General features: G+C 72.6%; 16 protein-coding genes and 1 pseudogene. 8 read left to right on the forward strand and 9 right to left on the reverse strand.

Features of this window, described 5'->3' with window-relative positions; all coding sequences use genetic code 11:
• Positions 1 to 102 precede the first annotated feature (102 nt).
• The 3 genes from N7925_RS15150 to N7925_RS15160 are packed head-to-tail and all read left to right on the forward strand — an operon-like array spanning position 103 to position 3,684.
• The gene (locus N7925_RS15150; RefSeq protein WP_274344140.1) at positions 103 to 1,893 is read left to right on the forward strand and encodes a diacylglycerol kinase family protein; all 1,791 of its coding nucleotides are present in this window, start codon (positions 103 to 105) and stop codon (positions 1,891 to 1,893) included.
• Entirely contained in the window at positions 1,893 to 2,846 is a 954-nt protein-coding gene (locus N7925_RS15155) for a YihY/virulence factor BrkB family protein (protein ID WP_265600139.1), read from the forward strand. The genes N7925_RS15150 and N7925_RS15155 overlap by 1 nt, the downstream gene beginning before the upstream one ends.
• A gap of 1 nt (position 2,847) precedes the next feature.
• Positions 2,848 to 3,684 (forward strand): phosphatase PAP2 family protein, encoded by an 837-nt coding sequence (locus N7925_RS15160; protein WP_274344141.1) that lies wholly within the window; start codon positions 2,848 to 2,850, stop codon positions 3,682 to 3,684.
• Here N7925_RS15160 and N7925_RS15165 read toward each other — a convergent pair.
• Entirely contained in the window at positions 3,678 to 4,184 is a 507-nt protein-coding gene (locus N7925_RS15165; protein ID WP_274344142.1) for a hypothetical protein, read from the reverse strand. The genes N7925_RS15160 and N7925_RS15165 overlap by 7 nt on opposite strands.
• A gap of 265 nt (positions 4,185 to 4,449) precedes the next feature.
• On the opposite strand from N7925_RS15165, the gene N7925_RS15170 reads away from it, so the two are divergent.
• A complete protein-coding gene (locus N7925_RS15170) occupies positions 4,450 to 4,692 on the forward strand; it encodes a DUF6411 family protein (RefSeq protein WP_265600142.1) in 243 nt (80 codons plus the stop codon).
• Positions 4,693 to 4,783: 91 nt separating this feature from the next.
• Here N7925_RS15170 and N7925_RS15175 read toward each other — a convergent pair whose 3' ends face one another.
• Positions 4,784 to 5,773, reverse strand: coding sequence for an aldo/keto reductase (locus N7925_RS15175; RefSeq protein ID WP_265600143.1), 990 nt, complete (start codon positions 5,771 to 5,773; stop codon positions 4,784 to 4,786).
• Between the two features lie 206 nt (positions 5,774 to 5,979).
• A pseudogene (locus tag N7925_RS15180) lies at positions 5,980 to 6,195 on the reverse strand (RNA 2',3'-cyclic phosphodiesterase); the annotation flags it as partial.
• A 102-nt stretch (positions 6,196 to 6,297) separates the two neighbouring features.
• Between N7925_RS15180 and N7925_RS15185 the strand changes: the two are divergent.
• Positions 6,298 to 6,882 (forward strand): Uma2 family endonuclease, encoded by a 585-nt coding sequence (locus N7925_RS15185; protein ID WP_274344143.1) that lies wholly within the window; start codon positions 6,298 to 6,300, stop codon positions 6,880 to 6,882.
• Positions 6,883 to 6,979: 97 nt separating this feature from the next.
• Here N7925_RS15185 and N7925_RS15190 read toward each other — a convergent pair whose 3' ends face one another.
• Positions 6,980 to 8,314, reverse strand: a complete 1,335-nt coding sequence (locus tag N7925_RS15190) for an MFS transporter (RefSeq protein ID WP_265600145.1) — start codon at positions 8,312 to 8,314, stop codon at positions 6,980 to 6,982.
• A gap of 135 nt (positions 8,315 to 8,449) precedes the next feature.
• On the reverse strand, positions 8,450 to 8,890 hold the full coding sequence (locus N7925_RS15195) for a MarR family winged helix-turn-helix transcriptional regulator (RefSeq protein ID WP_265600146.1): 441 nt from the start codon (positions 8,888 to 8,890) through the stop codon (positions 8,450 to 8,452).
• A gap of 134 nt (positions 8,891 to 9,024) precedes the next feature.
• Between N7925_RS15195 and N7925_RS15200 the strand changes: the two genes are divergently transcribed.
• Positions 9,025 to 9,234 (forward strand): hypothetical protein, encoded by a 210-nt coding sequence (locus tag N7925_RS15200; protein WP_073740655.1) that lies wholly within the window; start codon positions 9,025 to 9,027, stop codon positions 9,232 to 9,234.
• 30 nt (positions 9,235 to 9,264) lie between these two features.
• Here the strand turns inward: N7925_RS15200 and N7925_RS15205 are convergent, their stop codons facing one another.
• Positions 9,265 to 10,719 (reverse strand): NCS2 family permease, encoded by a 1,455-nt coding sequence (locus N7925_RS15205; protein WP_265600147.1) that lies wholly within the window; start codon positions 10,717 to 10,719, stop codon positions 9,265 to 9,267.
• Positions 10,720 to 10,931: 212 nt separating this feature from the next.
• Here N7925_RS15205 and N7925_RS15210 point away from each other — a divergent pair, with 212 nt between their 5' ends.
• Both N7925_RS15210 and N7925_RS15215 read left to right on the forward strand, forming a co-directional pair.
• Positions 10,932 to 11,264, forward strand: coding sequence for a DUF2530 domain-containing protein (locus tag N7925_RS15210; protein ID WP_265600148.1), 333 nt, complete (start codon positions 10,932 to 10,934; stop codon positions 11,262 to 11,264).
• A 124-nt stretch (positions 11,265 to 11,388) separates the two neighbouring features.
• Positions 11,389 to 13,956, forward strand: coding sequence for an HAD-IC family P-type ATPase (locus N7925_RS15215; RefSeq protein WP_274344144.1), 2,568 nt, complete (start codon positions 11,389 to 11,391; stop codon positions 13,954 to 13,956).
• A gap of 79 nt (positions 13,957 to 14,035) precedes the next feature.
• Here N7925_RS15215 and N7925_RS15220 read toward each other — a convergent pair whose 3' ends face one another.
• The 3 genes from N7925_RS15220 to N7925_RS15230 form a co-directional block, all read right to left on the reverse strand.
• Positions 14,036 to 14,917: a calcium-binding protein gene (locus N7925_RS15220; protein WP_265600150.1), complete on the reverse strand. Its 882-nt coding sequence runs from the start codon at positions 14,915 to 14,917 to the stop codon at positions 14,036 to 14,038.
• 238 nt (positions 14,918 to 15,155) lie between these two features.
• Positions 15,156 to 18,362, reverse strand: coding sequence for a sacsin N-terminal ATP-binding-like domain-containing protein (locus N7925_RS15225; protein WP_274346476.1), 3,207 nt, complete (start codon positions 18,360 to 18,362; stop codon positions 15,156 to 15,158).
• A 450-nt stretch (positions 18,363 to 18,812) separates the two neighbouring features.
• Positions 18,813 to 19,745, reverse strand: a complete 933-nt coding sequence (locus tag N7925_RS15230) for a DUF3027 domain-containing protein (RefSeq protein WP_265600152.1) — start codon at positions 19,743 to 19,745, stop codon at positions 18,813 to 18,815.
• Positions 19,746 to 20,140: the final 395 nt, after the last annotated feature.

The raw sequence follows: 20,140 nt of genomic DNA on the forward strand, positions 1-20,140 counted from the left end.
GGCCCCAGGCCTGACCTGCGCACGGCAGGGCATACGGCGTAGCGCCCGGAGAAACGGCTCCGGCAGAACCGCCGCACGGCGGAGCAGACGTGGGGGGACCAGATGGAGACCACCGTTCCGGCGAGAGGGACCGGCGGGCCAGGGGCACCCGCCCCTCGGCGCCCCGGCCGCTCCCCCGCCCTCTCCAGTGGCGCCGCCCGGGCCGCGGCCCGGGTCGCCGCCTTCGCGGTCTGCCAGGCGGCCCTCGTGGCAGGGGCCGGCCTGCTGGTCACCGGACCGGCCCGTGGGCTGTGGCCGATGACCGAGGAGGACGCCGTCGTCGAGGCCCTCGTAGGCGCCCGCACCGCCACGCTCACCACGGCCTCCACGATCGTCTCCGCCCTGGGGGACACCGGCACGGTGGTGGGCCTCACCTTCCTGGCGTGCGCCGCCCTGGTCCTGGTGCCGCGGCTGCCCCTGTGGCGCGAGACGGTCTTCCTCGCCGCCGCGGTGTCCCTCCAGTCGGCGGTCTTCCTGCTGATCACCGCCTCCGTGGACCGGACGCGCCCGGACGTGGAGCGCCTGGACGACTCACCGCCGACCTCCAGCTACACCTCGGGGCACACCGGGGCCGCCACCGCCCTCTACGCCGGCCTCGCCGTCCTGGTCCTGTCCCGGGTCCGCTCCCCGTGGCGGGCACCCCTGGCCGCTCTCCTGCTGCTCGTTCCGCTCCTCGTGGGGCTGGCACGGCTCTACCGCGGCATGCACCACCCGACCGACGTGGCCGCAGGGCTGATGAACGGCTCGCTGTCCCTGCTCGTCGTGGGCCGGGCCGCGCTCGCCGGGCACTCCTGGGCGGCGCGGCCCCCGGCCGATGCGATGGGCATCGCCGTGGCCACCGCCGAACGCCGGTCCGCCCCCGTGCGGAAGCACGCCGCCGTCATCGTCAATCCGACGGTGACCGACGCCGCGACCCGTGACCGGCTCCGGCTGGTGCTGGCCCAGCACGGGTACCACGACACCCCGTTCATCGACACCACCGCGCAGGACCCCGGCGGCGGCCAGACGGCCGGGGCCCTGCGCGCGGGGGCCGAGTTGATCGTCGTCTGCGGTGGCGACGGCACGGTCCGCACGGTCGCGGACGCGCTCGCCGGCACCGGCGTCCCGCTGGTCCTCGTACCGTGCGGCACCGGCAATCTGCTGGCCCGCAACCTCGGACTGCCGCTGCGGCCCGCCGACGCGCTGGCGGCCGGTCTGACCGGCGAGCCCCGCGCCCTGGATCTCGGCCTGATCGAGGGGGACGGGTTCCCCGCCGTCCACTTCACGGCGATGGCCGGGGCCGGACTGGACGCGGCCATGCTGGAGGAGACCTCCGACCGCGCCAAGTCGGCGCTGGGCTGGCCCGCGTACGTGCTGGCCGGGGTCAAGGGGCTGCGCGCTCCCCGGATGCGGCTGACCGTCAGCCTGGACGGCGGCCCGGAGCTGCACCGCACCGCCCGTATGGTCCTCATCGCCAACATCGGGACGGTCCAGGGGGGTGCGGCACCGGTGCCCGCCGCCAGGCCCGACGACGGCACGCTGGACCTAGCGGTCTTCGACCCCCGGGGCGCGGGCGGCTGGCTGCGCACGGCCGGGGTGCTGCTGCGCGGCAGCGGAGGGGGCCGGGACGCGAAGGAGCCCGGCGCGAACGGTCCGGTCCCGGGGACGGGCGGTCGGCGGACGGCCGGGACCTCCCGCGCCGCGGACTCCGCCCGGGGCCCCGTCGAGTTCCACACCTTCCGCCGCGCCGAACTGCGCTTCACCCGGCCGCAGCCGCGCGAGGTCGACGGGGACCCGGTGGGACCCGGCCTGCGCCTCGCCGCCGAGGTCAGGCCCGGCGCCCTCACCGTCCTGCTCCCCGCCCGGGAGCGGTGATGGGGACGGCGACCCGGGTCCCGGTGACCCGCGACATGAGCGGGGACGAGCTGTCCGGCGACGAGGCGCTCGCAGCGCTGCGGCGGTACGGCCGCTGGCCGCTCGTGCGCGACGCCTTCGCACGCTTCCGCTACGCCGACGGCTTCAGCCACGCCCGCGCGCTGGCGTTCCAGACGATCCTGGCGATCGTCCCGCTGGTGATCGCCTTCGTCGGCCTGTCGGCCGAGCTGCACAGCGAGAGCGTGGGCAGGCTCGCCGAGCTGACGATCCGCGGCATCAGCGAGGGCCCGAGCGCCCAGGTGGTGGACGACGCCCTCAACCGCCACCGGCGGAGCGACGGCGACGGGCCCGAGGTCGCCCTCTGGCTGGGGCTGGCCTTCTCCCTCGCCAACGTCACCACCGCCATGTGCCAGATCGAGCGGGGGGCCAACCGGATCTACGGGGTGGAGCGGGACCGCGTCTTCCACCACAAGTACCCGCGTGGGCTGGTGATGGCCCTGAGCGCCGGCATCCCGCTCGGTATCGGGTCCGTCATGATGGTGGCCGGCGGAGAGCTCGTCGCCGCCGCGGACTCCGTGTACGGTCTGGGCGACACGGCCCGGGAGACGTTGACCCTGCTGCGCTGGCCGCTGGGTTTCCTGCTCGCGCTGATCTCTGCGAGCGCGATCTTCCGCCGCTCCCCGCGCCGCCGCCAGCCCGGTTACACCTGGCTGGCGTTCGGGGCCGCCGTCTACCTCGCCCTCTGGACGGTACTGACCTGGCTCCTGAGCCTCTACCTCGGGATCAGCGGCTCCTTCGACACCGTCTACGGGCCCCTCAGCGCGTTCATGTCGCTGCTCCTGTGGGCCTATCTCACCTCCATAGCCCTCTTCGTCGGGCTGTCCTTCGCCGCCCAGCTGGAGGCCGTCCGGGCCCGCCGGCCCGGACCGGTCACCGCCGACCCCGGAGCATGACGTGCCACGATCCCCCTCCGAACCACCCACCCCGGAGCCGCACGGCGCGGAGCCCCGGTCCGAGCGGAACCGGACCCGCCGCGCGGACCGCCGCCTCGGTGTACGACTGGCGGCGGCGGTCGGAGCCGGCGCGGTCGCGGCGGTGCCGTTCGCGCTGCTCGTGATCCTCGTCGAGGGGACGTGGCCTCCCCTCCAGCGCCTGGACGCCGGTGCGGCCCGCCGGCTGCACGAGGTGGCCCTGGAGCACCCGGGGTGGACGGCCACGCTGCGCATCCTGTCGGACTGGGTCTGGGACCCCGCCACACTGCGCACAGCCGTCGCCCTGCTCACGGCGTGGCTGCTGTACCGGCGGGCGTGGCGGCTGGCGGCGTGGGCCGCGACCACCGCGATCGGCGGCGCGCTGACCGGGGTGCTCGCCAAGGTCGTGGTGGAGCGGGCCAGGCCCTCGCTCCAGGACCCGGTGGCCCGCGCGCCCGGCTACTCGTTCCCCTCGGGCCACGCGATGACGGCCGCCACGTCGTGCGCCGTACTCCTGCTGGTGCTGCTGCCGCTGGTGCCGCGCAGGTGGCGGGGGCTGTGCTGGGGAGCGGCGGGGATCTCCGTCCTGGGCGTCGGCTTCACCCGGATCGCGCTCGGCGTGCACTGGTTCAGCGACGTCATCGGCGGATGGCTGCTGGGAGGCGCGGTCGTCGTCCTGACCGGCTGGGCCTTCGAAGCCTGGCGGAGCGATGCCGGCCGCCGTCGCACGGACGCGTCGGAAGGCCTCGAACCCGAGCTGGTGGACGAGCACCCGGAGCCGGAGACGTACGGCATCCGGCGCGGCGCGCGGGATCAGTAGCCCTGGCCGACCAGGAACGAGTCGAATTCCAGCGTCAGTGACCGGGCCTCGGAGAGGTGCGCCTCGCTGTCCCCGTCGACCAGCACGAACGCGCAGACGTTCTGTTCCGTCCGGACGACCCACATGGCCCGGTCGCCCTCGCGCAGCAGCGCGAGCTCCAGGTCACGCCCGGTGACGGCGTCGGAGACCAGCTCCCGGCTCTCGCGCTGCCAGGGCACGCCCGCGATCCACAGGCCACGGGGGTGGACGGCCTCCTCGCACACCGTGCCCAGGGCCTCGACGTCGTCCGGCGCCCCGCGCTCCGGACCCGTGCCGCCGGCTCCCGCGACCTGCGCCATCGACCGGAAGTACGGCCACCCGTCCGCACCGCCGCGCCCCGCGACGGCGAAGAACCCCGCCTCGGCCGAGAACGCCGCGGCGGCCAGGACCGGCGATCTCTCCTCGCCGAGAGCCAGATGCGTGCGGAGAACTTCGTCCCACTGTTCGGTCACCGGAGACATCGGTGCGTCCTTTCGTCGGCTTCCGCCGGGCCGTGGTCACGGTCTCGGCGCTGGTCGGCCCCCGGGCAAAGCTCGGCTCCCCCGGTGACCCCGCTTCTCCTGCCCGGGTATCTCCTCGTCAGACCGTTCTGCCACCTCGCGCGGAAGGACGCGTCCGGCACCGCCCGAGAGCGCCGGGCGACGTGGCGCCGGGTTCGAAAGTCGCCGACGGGGCACACGGCGCAGACACCACCCGCGAACACCATCACCGTGAAAAGGAGTTGCCATGATCGTCGTAGGGATTGTCGCAGTCTGTGTCGTTCTCGCCGTACTCGCCTTCTTCGTTCCGCGGCTCTCCCGCCGTCCGGAGCGCGGTACGCAGCGCACGCTCGGCCTGGGCTCCCGCGCGGGCGGCAAGGCGCCCGGCGTCCTGGGCCGCCTCTTCAGCAAGCCGTTCCGCAGCAGCTCCAAGGCCGTCGGCCGGAGCGGCTCGGCCGGCCGGCGCACCCGCGGCCACATGCCGTTCTGAGAGACGCCGACGAACGAGTCCGGTCGGCAACGGAAGAAGCGGGGGCCTCCCGGCACGGCGACCGGAGGCCCCCTTCTCCCCGCTCACGCCCCTACCAGGCGAAGGCCTCCGGCGAAGGCCCCGGGCCAGGGAAGATCTCCTCCAGGCCCGTGAGGACGGCCTCCGGGAGGTCCAGTTCCAGGGCGCGCAGGGCGCTGTCCAGCTGGTCGGCGGTGCGCGGGCCGACGATCGGGCCCGTGATGCCGGGGCGGGTCAGCAGCCAGGCCAGGGCCGCTTCGCCGGGTTCCAGGCCGTGCTTGTCGAGCAGGTCCTCGTACGCCTGGAGCTGGGACCGGGTGGCGGGGTCGGCCAGGGCGTCGGCGGCGCGGCCCGAGGCGCGGCGGCCGCCCTCGGTCGTCTTCCTGATGACTCCGCCCAGCAGGCCGCCGTGCAGCGGCGACCACGGGATGACACCGAGGCCGTAGTCCTGCGCGGCCGGGATGACCTCCATCTCGGCGCGGCGCTCGGCGAGGTTGTAGATGCACTGCTCGCTGACCAGGCCGAGCGAGCCCCGTCGGGCGGCCTGCTCGTTGGCCTGGGCGATCTTGTAGCCGGGGAAGTTCGACGAACCGGCGTACAGGATCTTGCCCTGCTGGACCAGGACGTCGATCGCCTGCCAGATCTCGTCGAAGGGCGTGTTCCGGTCGACGTGGTGGAACTGGTACAGGTCGATGTGGTCGGTCTGGAGACGCTTGAGCGAGGCGTCGACCGCGCGCCGGATGTTCACGGCGGAGAGCTTGTCGTGGTTCGGCCAGGCATCGCCGTCGGCGGCCATGTTCCCGTACATCTTGGTGGCCAGGACCACCTTGTCCCGCCGACCGCCGCCCTGGGCGAACCAGGTGCCGATGATCTCCTCGGTGCGGCCCTTGTTCTCGCCCCAGCCGTAGACGTTGGCCGTGTCGAAGAAGTTCAGGCCCGCGCCGAGCGCGGAGTCCATGATGGCGTGGCTGTCCGACTCGTTGGTCTGCGGGCCGAAGTTCATCGTCCCGAGGACGAGCCGGCTGACCTTGAGTCCCGTGCGTCCGAGCTGTGTGTACTTCATGACGCCCCAGCCAACTCCTTCGAGTCCACTCCAGGCAAGCATGTACGCCGACGGACGCGCCGTGCGGGCACGGCTTCCCGGCGGCCCGCCGGTATCAGCCGCCCAGGGCGGCCCCGACGGCGACGACGACGAACATCAGCACGAGCACGGCCGCCATGATGCGGTTTCTGGTCTTCGGGTCCACCCTTCGAGCGTAACGGCACCGCTCACCGGCCGAGCGCCCAGGCCCGCACCGTCTCGTAGCGCGGCCGCTCCCCCGGCACCCCGGACACCGGCGGATCGCTCCGTACGAGACTCAGCTCACCGGCCTCCCAGCGTTCCCCCTCGAACCCCGCCGGCGCCGCGGTGAAGGGCCGCAGGTCCGCCTCGCCCCGGCTCCGGGCCGGCGTGAGGTGCGGGGTGCAGCGGCGGTGGCTGCTCATGCGCGCGAGTCTCGCAGGTCCGGGCGTGTCCGGGGCGCCGGGCCTATCGTTGTACTACGCGGCTGCCCGCACGCCCGTGCGGCAGCGGGGAGGAGCGGCACGATGACCGTCGTAGACACCGACAGGATCGACATGGCCGACATCAGCGACGAGCGCACCCTGGACATGATGTTCGAGTGGCTTGAGCCCGTCCCCGAGGGATTCAAGGTCGAGATCGTCGAGGGGAACGTCTATATGTCGCCACAGCGGGACACGCACTGGCGGATCATCTTGGGCATCATCAGGCAGCTGCTGCCCCGCTATCAGGAGGACCGGCTCCTTTCCGACGTACGCATCGACTTCCCCGGCCTCCTCAACGGCTTCGCCTCCGATGTCGCAGCCCTTGCCGCAGGCGCCGCCAAGACCGCCGACGGCCGCTGGCGCTACCAGGACATCGAATTCGTCGCCGAGGTGATCTCCCGGAGCACCGCCGCCAACGACTACGGCTCCAAGAAGGCCACCTACGCGCTCGCCGGTGTCCCCGTCTACCTCATCGTCGATCCGTACACCGGCACCTGGCACCTGCACACCCTCCCGAAGGAGGACGAGTACCGCAGTGTCCTGAGTCTCGACTTCGGCACCCCGGTCGACCTCTCCTCGACCGTCGTCGGCCTCGTCCTCGCGACCGACGCCTTCCCCCGCGACTGACCCGCGACTGACCCGCGTCCGCCCTGGCGACCGACCCCGCCCGGGCATACGAGAACCGCCCTCCTCCCGGTCCGGGAGGAGGGCGGTTCCGTGCGGGTCACGCCGCCGTCGCCAGCTGCTCGCGCGGGACGAAGCGGACGTGCGGGCGGCCCGGGCGGAGGTCGACCTTCAGGCGGAGGCCGCCGACGCGGGCGAGGGCGAAGCCGACGCCCAGGGCGGCGACCACCGAGATCGCGCCGCCGGCCGCGAAGCCGGTTCGGGGGCCGTACGTGTCGCTGATCCAGCCGACGATCGGGGCGCCCACCGGCGTACCCCCGGCGAAGACCATCATGTACAGGCTCATCACCCGGCCCCGCATCTCCGGGTCGGCGGCCATCTGGACGCTCGTGTTCGCGGTGATGTTCGTGGTCAGGCCGAGCATGCCGATCGGGACCAGCAGGATCGAGAACATCCAGACCGACGGGGACAGCGAGGCGGCGATCTCCAGCAGCCCGAACGCCGTGCCCGCGATCACCAGCATCCGCAGCCGCGTGGAGCGGCGGCGGGCCGAGAGCAGCGCGCCGGCCAGCGAACCGGCCGCCATGAGGATGTTGAAGAACGAGTACAGGCCGGCGCCGCCGTCGAAGATCTCGTCGGCGTAGGCGGTCAGCCAGATCGGGAAGTTGAAGCCGAACGTGCCGACGAAGCCGACCAGGACGATCGGCCAGATCAGCTCGGGGCGGCCCTTCACGTAGCGCAGGCCCTCGCGGAGCTGGCCCTTGGCGCGGGGGACGGTCACCGAGGCGTGCATCTCGTTGGTGCGCATCATCAGCAGGCCGACGAGCGGGGCCAGGAAGGAGAGGCCGTTGAGCAGGAAGGCCCAGCCACTGCCGACCGTGGTGATCAGGACGCCCGCGACGGCGGGGCCGATGAGCCGGGCGGACTGGAAGTTCGCCGAGTTCAGGCTGACCGCGTTGCGCAGTTGCGCGGGGCCGACCATCTCGGAGACGAACGACTGACGGGCCGGGTTGTCGACGACGGTCACCATGCCGAGGAGGAAGGCGACCAGATAGACGTGCCAGACCTCCACGACACCGGACAGGGTCAGGACGGCCAGCGCGATGCCGCACAGGCCGAGCAGGGCCTGGCTGACGAGCAGTATCTGCCGCTTCGGCAGGCGGTCGGCTATGACGCCGCCGTACAGGCCGAAGAGGAGCATGGGGAGGAACTGGAGGGCCGTGGTGATGCCCACGGCCGTCGCGGAACCCGTCAGGCTCAGCACGAGCCAGTCCTGCGTGATGCGGGACATCCAGGTACCGGTGTTGGAGATCACGGCGCCCGTGGCGAACAGGCGGTAGTTACGGATCTTCAGCGACGAGAAGGTCCCGCCGGTCTTGCTCTCGTGGGTGGAAGTCGGTGCGGGGGCGGAGTCTGCTCCGGATCCCGTACTCAAAAGGGTTCGCCTCCTCGGGCGTCTGCGGCGTTCGGTCCGACGAGGACGTGACGACGGGCGCTCCGGCGGTGATCCGGGGCGGACCGGCTGGTGCTTCCGGTCCGGCGGCGGATCACCGTCGGCGCGCCCGCGGGGTCACAGGTGGGCGAGCTTCTCCAACACGGGCGCGGCGGCCCGAAGCGTCTCCCACTCGTCCTCGTCCAGGCCCTCGGCGAGGTGGGACAGCCAGGCGTTCCGCTTGACGCGGCTCTCCGCGAGCATGGCCTCGGCCTGCTCGGTCTGGCTGACCCTCTTCTGCCGACGGTCATCGGGGTGCGGTTCCAGCCTGACCAACCCCTTCGCCTCCAGCAGCGCGACGATGCGGGTCATCGACGGGGGCTGCACGTGCTCCTTGCGGGCCAGCTCACCGGGGGTGGCCGAGCCGCAACGGGCAAGGGTGCCGAGCACCGACATCTCGGTGGGGCTCAGCGACTCGTCGACACGCTGGTGCTTCAGTCGACGGCCCAGCAGCATCACGGCGGAGCGAAGGGAGCTCACGGCGGCGGCACTGTCGCCGTCGTGGATCAGGTCAGGCATGTTTGTTAGCGTAACTCATTACCCAAACTAAATACCACCCGGTGGTACACGCGCGAGAAACCGATCACCCGAACGAGTGAGTTAGAAGCGGAAAGTGACGCGGAGAACGCCCCGGGGCGGCGACCCTGCTGACCATGGGATCGACAGTGCTCAGCCTGCGGATAGACGGTGAGCTGCTCGACCGGCTCCGGCAGCACGCCGCGAAACGCGGAATGAGCGTCCAGGACTATGTGGTCCGGACGCTCATTCGCGACGACTTCGACGAACGCTTCACGGCGGCCGTCGAGGAGACGGAGAAGTTCTACGGCGACGCCCGAGGGAGCGTGACGCCACCGATCACGTGAGACCGGCCGGCGGCATCACGGCGAAACCGATCACGTCAGGCCGAGCGCCGGCATCGCGTAGTAGAAGACGAACACCGCCGAGACCACGTACATGGCCACCGGCACCTCACGGCCGCGCCCGGCCACCAGGCGCAGCACGGAGAAGGCGACGAAGCCGATGCCGATGCCGTTGGTGATCGAGTACGTGAACGGCATCATCACCATCGCGAGGAACGCCGGGACCGCGAGCGTGTAGTCGCTCCAGTCGATGTCCCGCACCGAGCCCGCGATGATCAGGAAGCCGACCGCCAGCAGGGCGGGGGTGGCCGCCTGCGACGGGACCATGGTCGCCAGCGGTGTGAGGAACAGCGCCACCGAGAAGAGCAGACCGGTCACCACGCTCGCCAGTCCGGTGCGGGCGCCTTCGCCGACGCCCGCGGTGGACTCCACGAAGCACGTGGTGGCGGAGGAGGAGCTGCCGCCGCCCGCGGCGACCGCGATGCCGTCCACGAACAGCACCTTGTTGATGCCGGGGAAGTTGCCTTCCTGGTCCATCAGCTTCGCCTCGTCGCCGACGCCCAGAATGGTGCCCATCGCGTCGAAGAAGCAGGACAGCAGCACGGTGAAGACGAACAGGGCCCCGGTCAGGACGCCGACCTTCTCGAAGCCGCCGAACAGGCTGACCTCGCCGAGCAGCCCGAAGTCCGGCGCCGAGACCGGGTTGCCCGGCCAGGCGGGCGTCGTCAGGCCCCACGACCCGTCGGGCAGGTCGGCCACCGCGTCGATGACCAGGGCGAGAGCCGTCATGGCGATGATCGAGATCAGGATCGCGCCGGGCACCTTGCGCACGATCAGCGCGAGCGTGAGCAGCGCGCCGAGGACGAAGACGAGCACCGGCCAGCCGTCGAGGTGGCCGCTGCCGCCGAGCTGGAGCGGCACGGTGGTGTGCGCGGCGTCCGGCATGCGCGAGACGAAGCCCGAGTCGACGAGACCGATCATCAGGATGAAGAGGCCGATGCCGATCGCGATGCCCTTGCGGAGCGACTTGGGCACGGCGTTCATCACGCGTTCCCGCAGCCCGGTGGCGACCAGCAGCATCACCACGATGCCCGCGAGGACGACCATGCCCATCGCGTCCGGCCAGCTCATCCGGGGAGCGAGCTGGAGCGCGACGACCGTGTTGACGCCGAGACCGGCGGCGAGTGCGATCGGCACGTTGCCGATGACGCCCATCAGCAGGGTGGAGAAGGCGGCGGAGAGCACGGTGGCGGTGACCAGCTGGCCGTTGTCGAGCTGGTTGCCGTACATGTCCTTCGCGCTGCCCAGGATGATCGGGTTGAGCACGATGATGTACGCCATCGCGAAGAACGTGGCGAATCCGCCGCGGAACTCGCGGGCGACGGTCGACCCCCGCTCGGAGATCTTGAAGAACCGGTCCAGGCTGCCCTGGGACTGCGGAGTCGCGGGGGGCGGGGAGTCGACCGGAGCGGTGGCCGAGGGGGGCATGGGTGACCTCAGTCGTACGTAGAGGGGTGGGCGCTATGGGACAGAAGGCGATCGAAATTGGATGTTCAGACGAACGAATCGAGCCAACCCAAAGCAGATTCAGTATGAATACATGAAGCGAAGATCGCTATCTCCGCGCGTAGACCCGCGTGGCCCCTTGGGCCGACCGGGCCGTACACCCCCCGATCAGGTGGGCCCCATACACTGAACTCATGGAGAAGTGGACACCGAAGCACGAGGCGCCCGAACCCCTGGAGGGCCCCGTCGTCGCCACCGTCGTCGGCGGCACGATCCTCTGGTTCGTCCTCTTCCTCGCCCAGCTCCCCTTCTACGGCTGGTTCGCCGACCGCGGCCACACCTGGTGGGTGTGGACCCCGCTGGCCGGCGCCGGGCTCGGCCTGATCGGCATCTGGTACGTCCGGGGGCGCGACGCCGCCCTCAAGCGGCACGCGGCCGCGGTCGAGGCCAAGGACGCCGCAGGGGCCGCGGCGACCGACGGCGCGCTGGGCGGCGACCCGGCGGGCCGCGCCGACCGGACCGCCTGACTCCGTCCCCGTAGGACACCCCGCGAAGCCCTCGTACGACCACGGGACCGTCTTCGTCCTCCCCTGGTCGGATCTTCGACCCTCCGGTGGGTGATTCGGCGCGCCCGCCCGTACCGTCGGAACCATGACGCAGCGGGCACTCGACTCCTCCGGGGAGCAGACCCCCGGGACCTCCCGGCCGGCCATGATCGACGCGGGGGCGGAACTCGACCCCGTGCACCCCATGAAGCCACCGCCGGCCCGTCGGCCGGACGGGCTGAGCACCGCCGAGGTCGCCGAACGGGTCGCGCGCGGCGAGGTCAACGACGTACCCGTACGTTCCTCGCGCTCGGTCACCGAGATCGTCCGGGCCAACGTCCTCACCCGGTTCAACCTGATCATCGGCGTGCTCTGGGTGATCATGTTGTTCGTCGCGCCGATCCAGGACAGCCTCTTCGGCTTCGTGATCGTCGCCAACACCGGCATCGGCATCATCCAGGAGTGGCGGGCCAAGAAGACCCTGGACAGCCTCGCGGTGATCGGCGAGGCGAAGCCGACCGTGCGGCGCGACGGGGCCGCCGCCGAGATCTCCACCTCCGAGATCGTCCTCGGCGACCTGATCGAGCTCGGTCCCGGGGACAAGGTGGTCGTGGACGGCACGGTCGCCGAGGCCGACAGCCTGGAGATCGACGAGTCGCTCCTCACCGGGGAGGCCGACCCGGTGGTCAAGCAGGCCGGCGACCCGGTGATGTCCGGCAGCTTCGTCGTCGCGGGCGGCGGCGCGTTCACCGCGACCAAGGTGGGCCGCGAGGCGTATGCCGCACAGCTCGCCGAGGAGGCGTCGCGCTTCACGCTCGTCCACTCGGAGCTGCGCAGCGGCATCAGCACGATCCTGAAGTACGTCACCTGGATGATGGTGCCGACCGCGATCGGGCTGATCATCAGCCAGCTGGTCGTGAAGGACAACAACTTCAAGGACTCCGTCGCCCGGACCGTCGGCGGCATCGTCCCGATGATCCCGGAGGGCCTGGTCCTCCTCACCTCCGTCGCCTTCGCCATCGGCGTCGTACGGCTGGGCCGCAAGCAGTGCCTGGTGCAGGAGCTGCCCGCGATCGAGGGCCTCGCCCGGGTCGACGTCGTCTGCCTGGACAAGACGGGGACCCTCACCGAGGGCGGCATGGACGTCACGGAGGTCCGGCCGCTCAACGGGAGCGACGAGGCGTACGTGACGCGGGTGCTGGGGGCGTTCGGCTCCTCGGACCCACGGCCCAACGCCAGCCTCCAGGCCATCATCGACGCGTATCCGGCGGGAGGCGGAGACGCGCCCCCGGCGGGCGGTGGCGGCGTGCTCCCGGTGGCCGACGGCGCCGGGCTCCCGGCGGCCGACGGTGCCGCGCTCCCGGCCGCCGGCGGCGGCGTGGAGGGCTGGACGGTCACCGACGCGATGCCGTTCTCCTCCGCGCGCAAGTACAGCGGCGCGGCGTTCGCCGAGGCCGACGGAACGGCCTCCGCGTGGCTGCTCGGCGCCCCCGACGTCCTGCTGTCCGAGGGCGACGCGACCCTCACCGAGATCGAGCACCTCAACGAGCAGGGCCTGCGGGTGCTGCTGCTGGCCCGCGCCCAGGGCGAGCTGAACGCTCCCGGCGCGGCGGCCGGAGCCGCCCCCACCGCCCTGGTCGTCCTGGAACAGCGGCTGCGGCCGGACGCGGGCGACACGCTCGCCTACTTCGCCGACCAGAACGTGGCCACCAAGGTCATCTCCGGCGACAACGCGGTCTCGGTCGGCGCGGTCGCCGGGAAGCTGGGCCTCGCGGGCGCCGAGAACACGCTGGACGCCCGCAGGCTGCCCACCGATCCGGACGAGATGGCCACGGCCATGGAACAGAACGCGGTCTTCGGCCGGGTCACCCCGCAGCAGAAGCGGGACATGGTGGCCGCCCTCCAGTCGCGCGGCCACACGGTCGCCATGACGGGCGACGGTGTGAACGACGTCCTCGCCCTCAAGGACGCCGACATCGGCGTCTCGATGGGCTCGGGCTCGGAGGCGACGCGGGCGGTGGCGCAGATCGTGCTGCTGAACAACAGCTTCGCGACGCTGCCCTCGGTGGTCGCCGAGGGCCGCCGGGTGATCGGCAACATCACCCGCGTCGCGACGCTCTTCCTCACCAAGACGGTCTACTCCGTGCTGCTGGCGATCCTGGTGGTCTGCACCCAGGTGGAGTACCCGTTCCTGCCGAGGCACCTGACCCTGCTGTCGACGCTGACCATCGGCGTCCCCGCGTTCTTCCTGGCGCTCGCGCCCAATAAGGAAAGGGCCCAGCCCCACTTCGTACGCCGGGTCATGCGGTACGCGATCCCCTCGGGCGTCATCGCGGCGACGGCCACCTTCACGACGTACCTCGTGGCGCGACACCACTACAGCGGCGAGGGCGCGCTGGCGGCCGAGACGAGCGCCGCGACGCTGACGCTGTTCCTGGTCTCGATGTGGGTCCTGGCGATCATCGCGCGCCCGTACACCTGGTGGCGCGTCGGCCTGGTGGCGGCGATGGGGCTCGGCTTCCTGATCGTGCTCGTGGTGCCGTGGCTCCAGGACTTCTTCGCGCTGAAGCTGGTCGGCACGACCATGCCGTGGACGGCGGTCGGCATCGCGGTGGCGGCGGCCGCCCTGCTGGAGTTCGTCTGGCGCTGGGTGGGGCGGCGCTTCGGGATGTAGATGCGGGCGCGGACAGCCGGAAGCCCCCGGGAGGACCGTTGTCCTCCCGGGGGCTTCCGGGCGCTTCCGACTGTCCGGACTACTTCACGTCGAGGTAGTCGCCCTTGGCCGAGACGGCCGGGGTGGTGGACGTACCGCCGAAGCTGTAGCGCCAGTAGCCGTCGGCCGAGGCCTTGACGGTGGTCTTCAGGGTGCCGGTGGAGCTCGTCTTGACGGTCTTGACCGTCGTGTAGCTCTTGGCGCCCTTCTTCTTGAACTGGAGCTTCACGGGCTGCTTGGTGTAGCCCTTGTACGTGTTGGTGTCCCAGTTGGCGCGCGTGAGCTTGCCGGTGACCGTGATGGTCTTGCCCTTCTTCACGGGCTCCGGGGAGGCGTTGACGGTCAGCTTGGAGAACCGCTGGACGCGGGTCTTCGCCTGGGTGTCGTTCCAGATGAAGTCCTGGTCGCTGCCGGTGGCCGCGAGCGCTCCGGCGCCGACCTTCCAGGTGCCGGCGAGGCTGCTCGTGTAGAGGTCGTCGGATCGCGGGTCGACCGTGATCGAGACGGTGCAGGTGGAGGTGGTCGGGTCGGCCGAGACCTTGCAGCTGCCGAACTCCTGGGTGGGAGCGAGGAAACCGTCGACCTCGTCGATGTGACCGTGCCACAGGTAGGCGAACGCGTCGGCGATGCCGGAAGGCGACGAGGCCGTGATCGCGACGGTGAACTTCTTCTTGGACTGCGTGCCGACCACGATGTCCTTGCCGCCGTTGACGACGACCTTCTTGATCACGGGCGTCTCGGCCGCCTTGGCGGCGCGGGCCCTGGCGGCGGGCGCGCCGCCGGGCTCGGAGGCGAAGACGTCGGCGCCGGACGGCACGCTCAGACCGGCGTCGGGCTTCTCGTCGGCCTGGACGGCCGGTACTGCGAGAGCGGAAAGGGCCAGGGCGCCGGTGACGGCAGCCACGGTGGCACGAATACGCATGTGTCCCCAAGTGGAGAAGGGGCCCCGGGGCGCGCTTGCGTCGTCAGCCCGGCGGGGCCCATCTGATCCATGAGCCTCTTGGCTCACAGGAACAGACGGGCGAACAAGGTGAACGGTTGTGCGAACCTGTGACTTTTCTGTGAACCCGCAGCTCACTGCCGGGAACCTGGGCAGCTCACTGCCCGGAAACTTGGGCAGCGAGCCGGCTCACCAGCTCACTGCCGGGAACCTCCGGCCCTCAGTCGAACCAGCGGTCCCGGGCCAGCTCCTCCGTCCGGGACGGGTCCTCCAGCAGGGCCGCGACCTCGAAGCGGCGGGGCCACTGACCGGCCGCCCAGGCCAGGCCGGCCGCCACGCCCTCCAGGGTCGCGGCGTGGACGATCCCGTCCGGGGTGCGGCGCCAGTCCAGTTCGACGCCGCCCGCGCGGAGTTCGGGGTGTTCGACGTACGTGTCCGGGGTGCCGGGTCCGAGCAGGACGCGGACCGGCTCCGGTACGCGGTGCTCCTCGCCCTCGCTCGTCACACCCGCCTCGATCGTCTCGCCGAGCCGCCGCACCTGGAGCAGCTCGGCCAACTCGGCGGCCCGGGAAGGGGCTACGGGGAGCAGCGGCAGCCCCTCCGTCAGCGGCAGCACGTCGGGGGCGTCCGCGATCACGGCGTCCGCCGCGTCGACCACGGCCACGCCCCCGTCCACCACCGCGCGCAGCTCGTCGGGCAACGTCACCTGGTCCGGGTCCAGTTCGGCGAGCGCCGTGTAGAGCGCGTGCAGTTGTACGGGGGTGACGGGACGGTCCTCGTCGGCGAGCCGGCCCAGCAGCTCCGCCGCACCGCCCGGCTCGTCCAGCAGGGCCGCGACCGAGGTGCGCACCCCGAGGGCCCGCAGCACCTGGGCGTCGTCGAAGCCGGTCGCGTCCACCGCGTCGTAGAGCCCGGCCAGCCGGGGGTCGCCGCCCGCCGCGCGCAGTCCGGCCGGGCGGCGGCCGTCCAGCACGGGGTGGTCGCGCAGCCACCACGCGGTGTACGGGCGCAACGACTGCGTCGTCCCGTCCGGGAGCAGCACCCGCACCGGCTGCGTCAGCGCGTCGCGCAGCGGCGGCTGCGCCAGCATCGCGAGCGCCTGCGGCCAGGCGTCGTCGTCGACCAGGTCCAGATCCCGTACGGCGACGATCTCGGTGGCCACGGGCGGCACCGGGGTCTCGGGCAACTGGTCGAGGAGGTCCTCGCACCACACGTCGACGGCGTCCAGCAGCCCGGCGTCGTCGGGTTCGGCGAAGTCGCTGTCGCGGGGCTCCAGTTCGTCCGGGTCCAGGACGACGTCGGTGGCCCGCACGAGGGCGAAGGTGGCGAGCACCCCGCAGGCGGTGAGGGGCCCTTCGCCCCAGCGGTCGGCCAGCTCCTGGTCGGCGAGGGCGAGTTCACCCTCGCGCATGACCTGGGCGAACAGGCTCCCGGGGAGGACGAGTTCACCGGCCGGGGCCGGTTCGCCGTCCTCGTCGGGGAGGGCGAGCGCGCCGAGCCAGGGCTCGTCGCCGGGGGCCAGCTCGGCGTCCCGGACCAGGGTGAGCACGGTCTCGGCCAGCTCGTCGCCGTCGAGCGCATCCTCGTCCCAGATCTCCCCCGCGTCCAGCGAACCGGCGACGGCCGCCCGCACCTGGGGAGTCCTCAGCACGGCGCGCGGCGTGGCGGGCAGGGCCCCGAGCTTCTCCAGCAGCGGGTGTGCGGCGTCCGGGTGGGCCACCTTGAGGCCGAGCCGGGAGAGCCGGGCGAGGACGGGGCCGGTGAGCGCGTCCGGGAGCGGCAGCAGGACCTGGCGCGGTCCGATCGTGGTGCGCGGCGGACGGCCCGCCCGCCCGTCGTCCGGGTCGCCCGCGAGGGGGACGGGGAGGCCGGTGAGCCGGTCGGGGTCGGTGCCCGCGAGGCTGTCGTAGAGCCGGTGCCACCAGGCGGGGTCGCGCTCCAGACCGGCGAGGCGGTCGATGGCCTCGGTCAGGGGGACGCGGGCGACGCCCAGGGTCCGCAGCTCGGTGCGCCGCTCCAGGCCCGCGGGCAGCAGACAGGGCAGCACCTCGGCGAGCACCCGTACGGTCTCGGCCCCGACTCCCTCGACGACCTCGGCCTCCACGGGCCGCAGGGCGGAGGTGTCGGCAGCGCTCTCCGTACCGTCCCGGTCCCAGTCGTCCGCCCAGCCGGGCTCGGCCTCAACGTCCCGGGGCGCGGCGGGCTCCAGGAACGCGACCCGGGGCAGCCGGGCCAGGATCGCACCGCGCAGGGCCCCGTCCAGGCCGCCCTTGCCCAGCGGGCCCGGCACCAGGTCGATGGTCCCGGTCGACACCGGCCGCCAGGAGCCCAGCAGCTCCGCGTACGCGTCGGCCGCCCGCTCCACCAGGAAGTCGGTCAGCGGCCCCGGCGCGGGGTGCCTGCGGGCGGTGTCCAGCGGGAGGGAGGCGATGAGCAGGGCGGGGATGCCGAGCGGCTCGTCGGTGGGCGTCGGGGCGTGCACGACGGGTGCGGTACGGGGGTGGAGCGGGGCGCCCGCCTCGTCGACCGGGACCGCCCAGGTCACCGACCAGTGCGGGCGCAGCCGCTCCTCGACCGGGCGGTCGGCGAGCAGGGCGGGCTCGATGGGCCCGTGGTGGAGCACGGTGCGCCAGCGGCCCAGACCGCGGGCGGAGTCGTCGACGTGCGTGTACGGGCCGTGGGCCGAACGGCTGAGGGTCCGCGTCCCGTCCGGGGTCTCGATGACGACCTCGTCCAGACCGGGCAGGGTGAGCAGCAGCGCGTCGTCCACGGCGGCCAGCAGCCGGGCCACCAGGTCCTCGGCGGTGCCGTCGCGCAGCGGCAGCACGACGACGGTGTCGTACCCGTCGGGCGCGGAGCCCTCGGCGGGCAGCGGCAGGCGCAGCAGCGGTACGTGTCCGTCGCGGCGGCGCAGTTCGTCGCCGAGGCCGGGGCTGCCGACGGCGGCCTCCCGGGCCAGCTCGCGCGCCTCGGCCAGGGACCAGCGCACACCGCCGTGCCGGCCGAGCACGGCGGGCTCGTCGCTGACCGCGAGGACGGCGGCGAACCCGACGCCGAAGCGGCCGACGGAGGACTCGTGGCCCTCGCGCTTGGCGGAGGCCCGCAGGGTGCTCAGGGACTCCACACCGGTGGCGTCGAGCGGCGCGCCGGTGTTCGCGGCGGCCAGCACGCAGCGGTCGTCCGGATCGCCGGGGGCCGCGGGGTGCAGGGTGAGGCGGAGCCTGCCGGGGACGCGGGCGCGGGCGGCGGCGTCGGCCGCGTTCTGGGCCAGCTCGACGACGAGGCGGTCCCGGTAGCCGCCGAGCGCGAGGTCCTCCTCGGCGTTGGCGTCCTCCCGGAACCGGGCGGGCCCGGCCCCCCACGCGTCGAGCACGCCGCGCCGCAGCCGTGCCGTCCCGAACGGATCGGCCCCCTCGGTCGCCTTCATGCTCACGCTCTCGACTCCGTCCGCTGGGTGGGTGACCGCGTATGCCTGTGCGGCCCAGTGTGCGCCCGAAGGTACCGCGCGCGCCGCCTCCGCCGTACCGGCATTCCCAGCCCGCCCGGCACCTCGGTGACCGACAAGCCCGGCATTCCCAGCCCGTCCGGCACCTCGGTGACCGACAAGCCCCGGCATTCCCAGCCCGTCCGGCATCTCGGTGACCGGCAAGCCCGGCATTCCCAGCCCGTCCGGCGATTGAGGACGGAACCCTTGCCCGATTGGGCGTGCACGAAGAAGGTCCCTGGAGCCCAGCACCCTCGCAGCGGCAGCCGTCACCACGTCAACGGTTCCGTCCTCAAACGCCGGACGGGCTGCAGGGGTCACCGCACACCGCTGGTGGGGGCACCGCTCGGAAATCAAGCCCGTCCGGCGATTGAGGACCACGTGCGCGCCCCCTCAGGAGTGGCCCAGGTCCTCCGACGCCCCGTCCGTCTCGGCCGGCACGGAGCCCCCGCCGCGCTCCGGCCGCAGCGAGTACGTGTCCACCCGCATCGTGTCCATCGCGTGCGGCGCCGGCTTCGGCGGCGTCGGCATCACCGCGGCCTCCGAGTGCCCGCCGCAGCCGTACGCCAGCGACACCACATGCCCGTCCGCCGGGCCGAACTCGTTCGCGCACACCCCGAAGGCCTGCTTCAGGGAGCCCGCCATCGGGATCAGGAACGCGCAGCTGACGCACGTCGCCGGGGCCGCCTGGGCCATCGGCGTCTTCGGGCCGAACTCCTCGTCCCAGCGGTCGGCCGCCGCGTACAGCCCGTACCGGGACAGCACCCGCGCCCGCCGCGTACCGAGCTCGTCCGCGACCGCGGCGATGGACCCGCGGCTGGTGGCGGCCACCGGCCGGTCCGTGAGCTCGGCGTCCTCCGAGTCGACCAGCTCCGCCAGCTCCCGGGAGACCACGGAGTTCGGCGGCGGCTCGTCCTCGCCGGTCCAGCCGGGCTCCAGGCGCAGGTCCTCCGCCTCGGTGGGCAGCAGGTCGCCGGGGCCCATGTCGCCGGGGCGCAGCCGCTCGCTCCACGGCACCCACTCCGGCGCCAGGATCGCGTCGTCCCCCGGCAGCAGCACCGTTTCGTCCAGGGTGACGTTCTTCGCGCGGGAGGCCCGCGCCACCGTCACCGCCCAGCGCCAGCCCCGGTACCCGGGCTCCTTGGCCTCGAAGTAGTGCGTGACGACCCGGTCTCCCTCGGAGACCACGCCGATGTGCTCACCGACCACACCGGGCGCGGCGGCCTCCTCCGCGGCCGCACGCGCGAGGTCCACCGCCTCGGCGCACAGGCGGTCGGGAACGGGGGTCCGGGCCGTACGGCTTCGCGTCGTCGTCGCAGCACTCACAGGTCTTCGCTTCTCTCCATACGCCAGTCTCACGAGCGCGCCAGCTGCTGCACGATTGCCGTTTCGGCCAGACAGATGCGGGCGGAGCGGACCTGGGGGCCGCGTCGACGTCCACACCCGTTGTGCCTGCCTCGGGCGCGCCTTCTGCCATCCATTCTGCGGGATCGCCGAGAGGCGCGCGGCCAAGAACAACCGCCGGTGGCGCGTTACGCACGCTACCCTCTCCGCCGCGCTGCGCCCACCTGCCCGCCCCAAACGTGCCGTATCCGTTCCCGCCGGCTCCCCGCGGATGCCGATCGGACGGCGGTGGCGGCAGGGCCCCGGACGGTTCCGGCGGGCTCGTCCGACAGGGCGTCACACGCGCGTCCGCGGCCGATCGCCGTTCATACCGGCCA

The organism is Streptomyces sp. CA-278952, from assembly GCF_028747205.1.
In the GTDB taxonomy this organism is placed as follows: Bacteria; Actinomycetota; Actinomycetes; order Streptomycetales; family Streptomycetaceae; genus Streptomyces.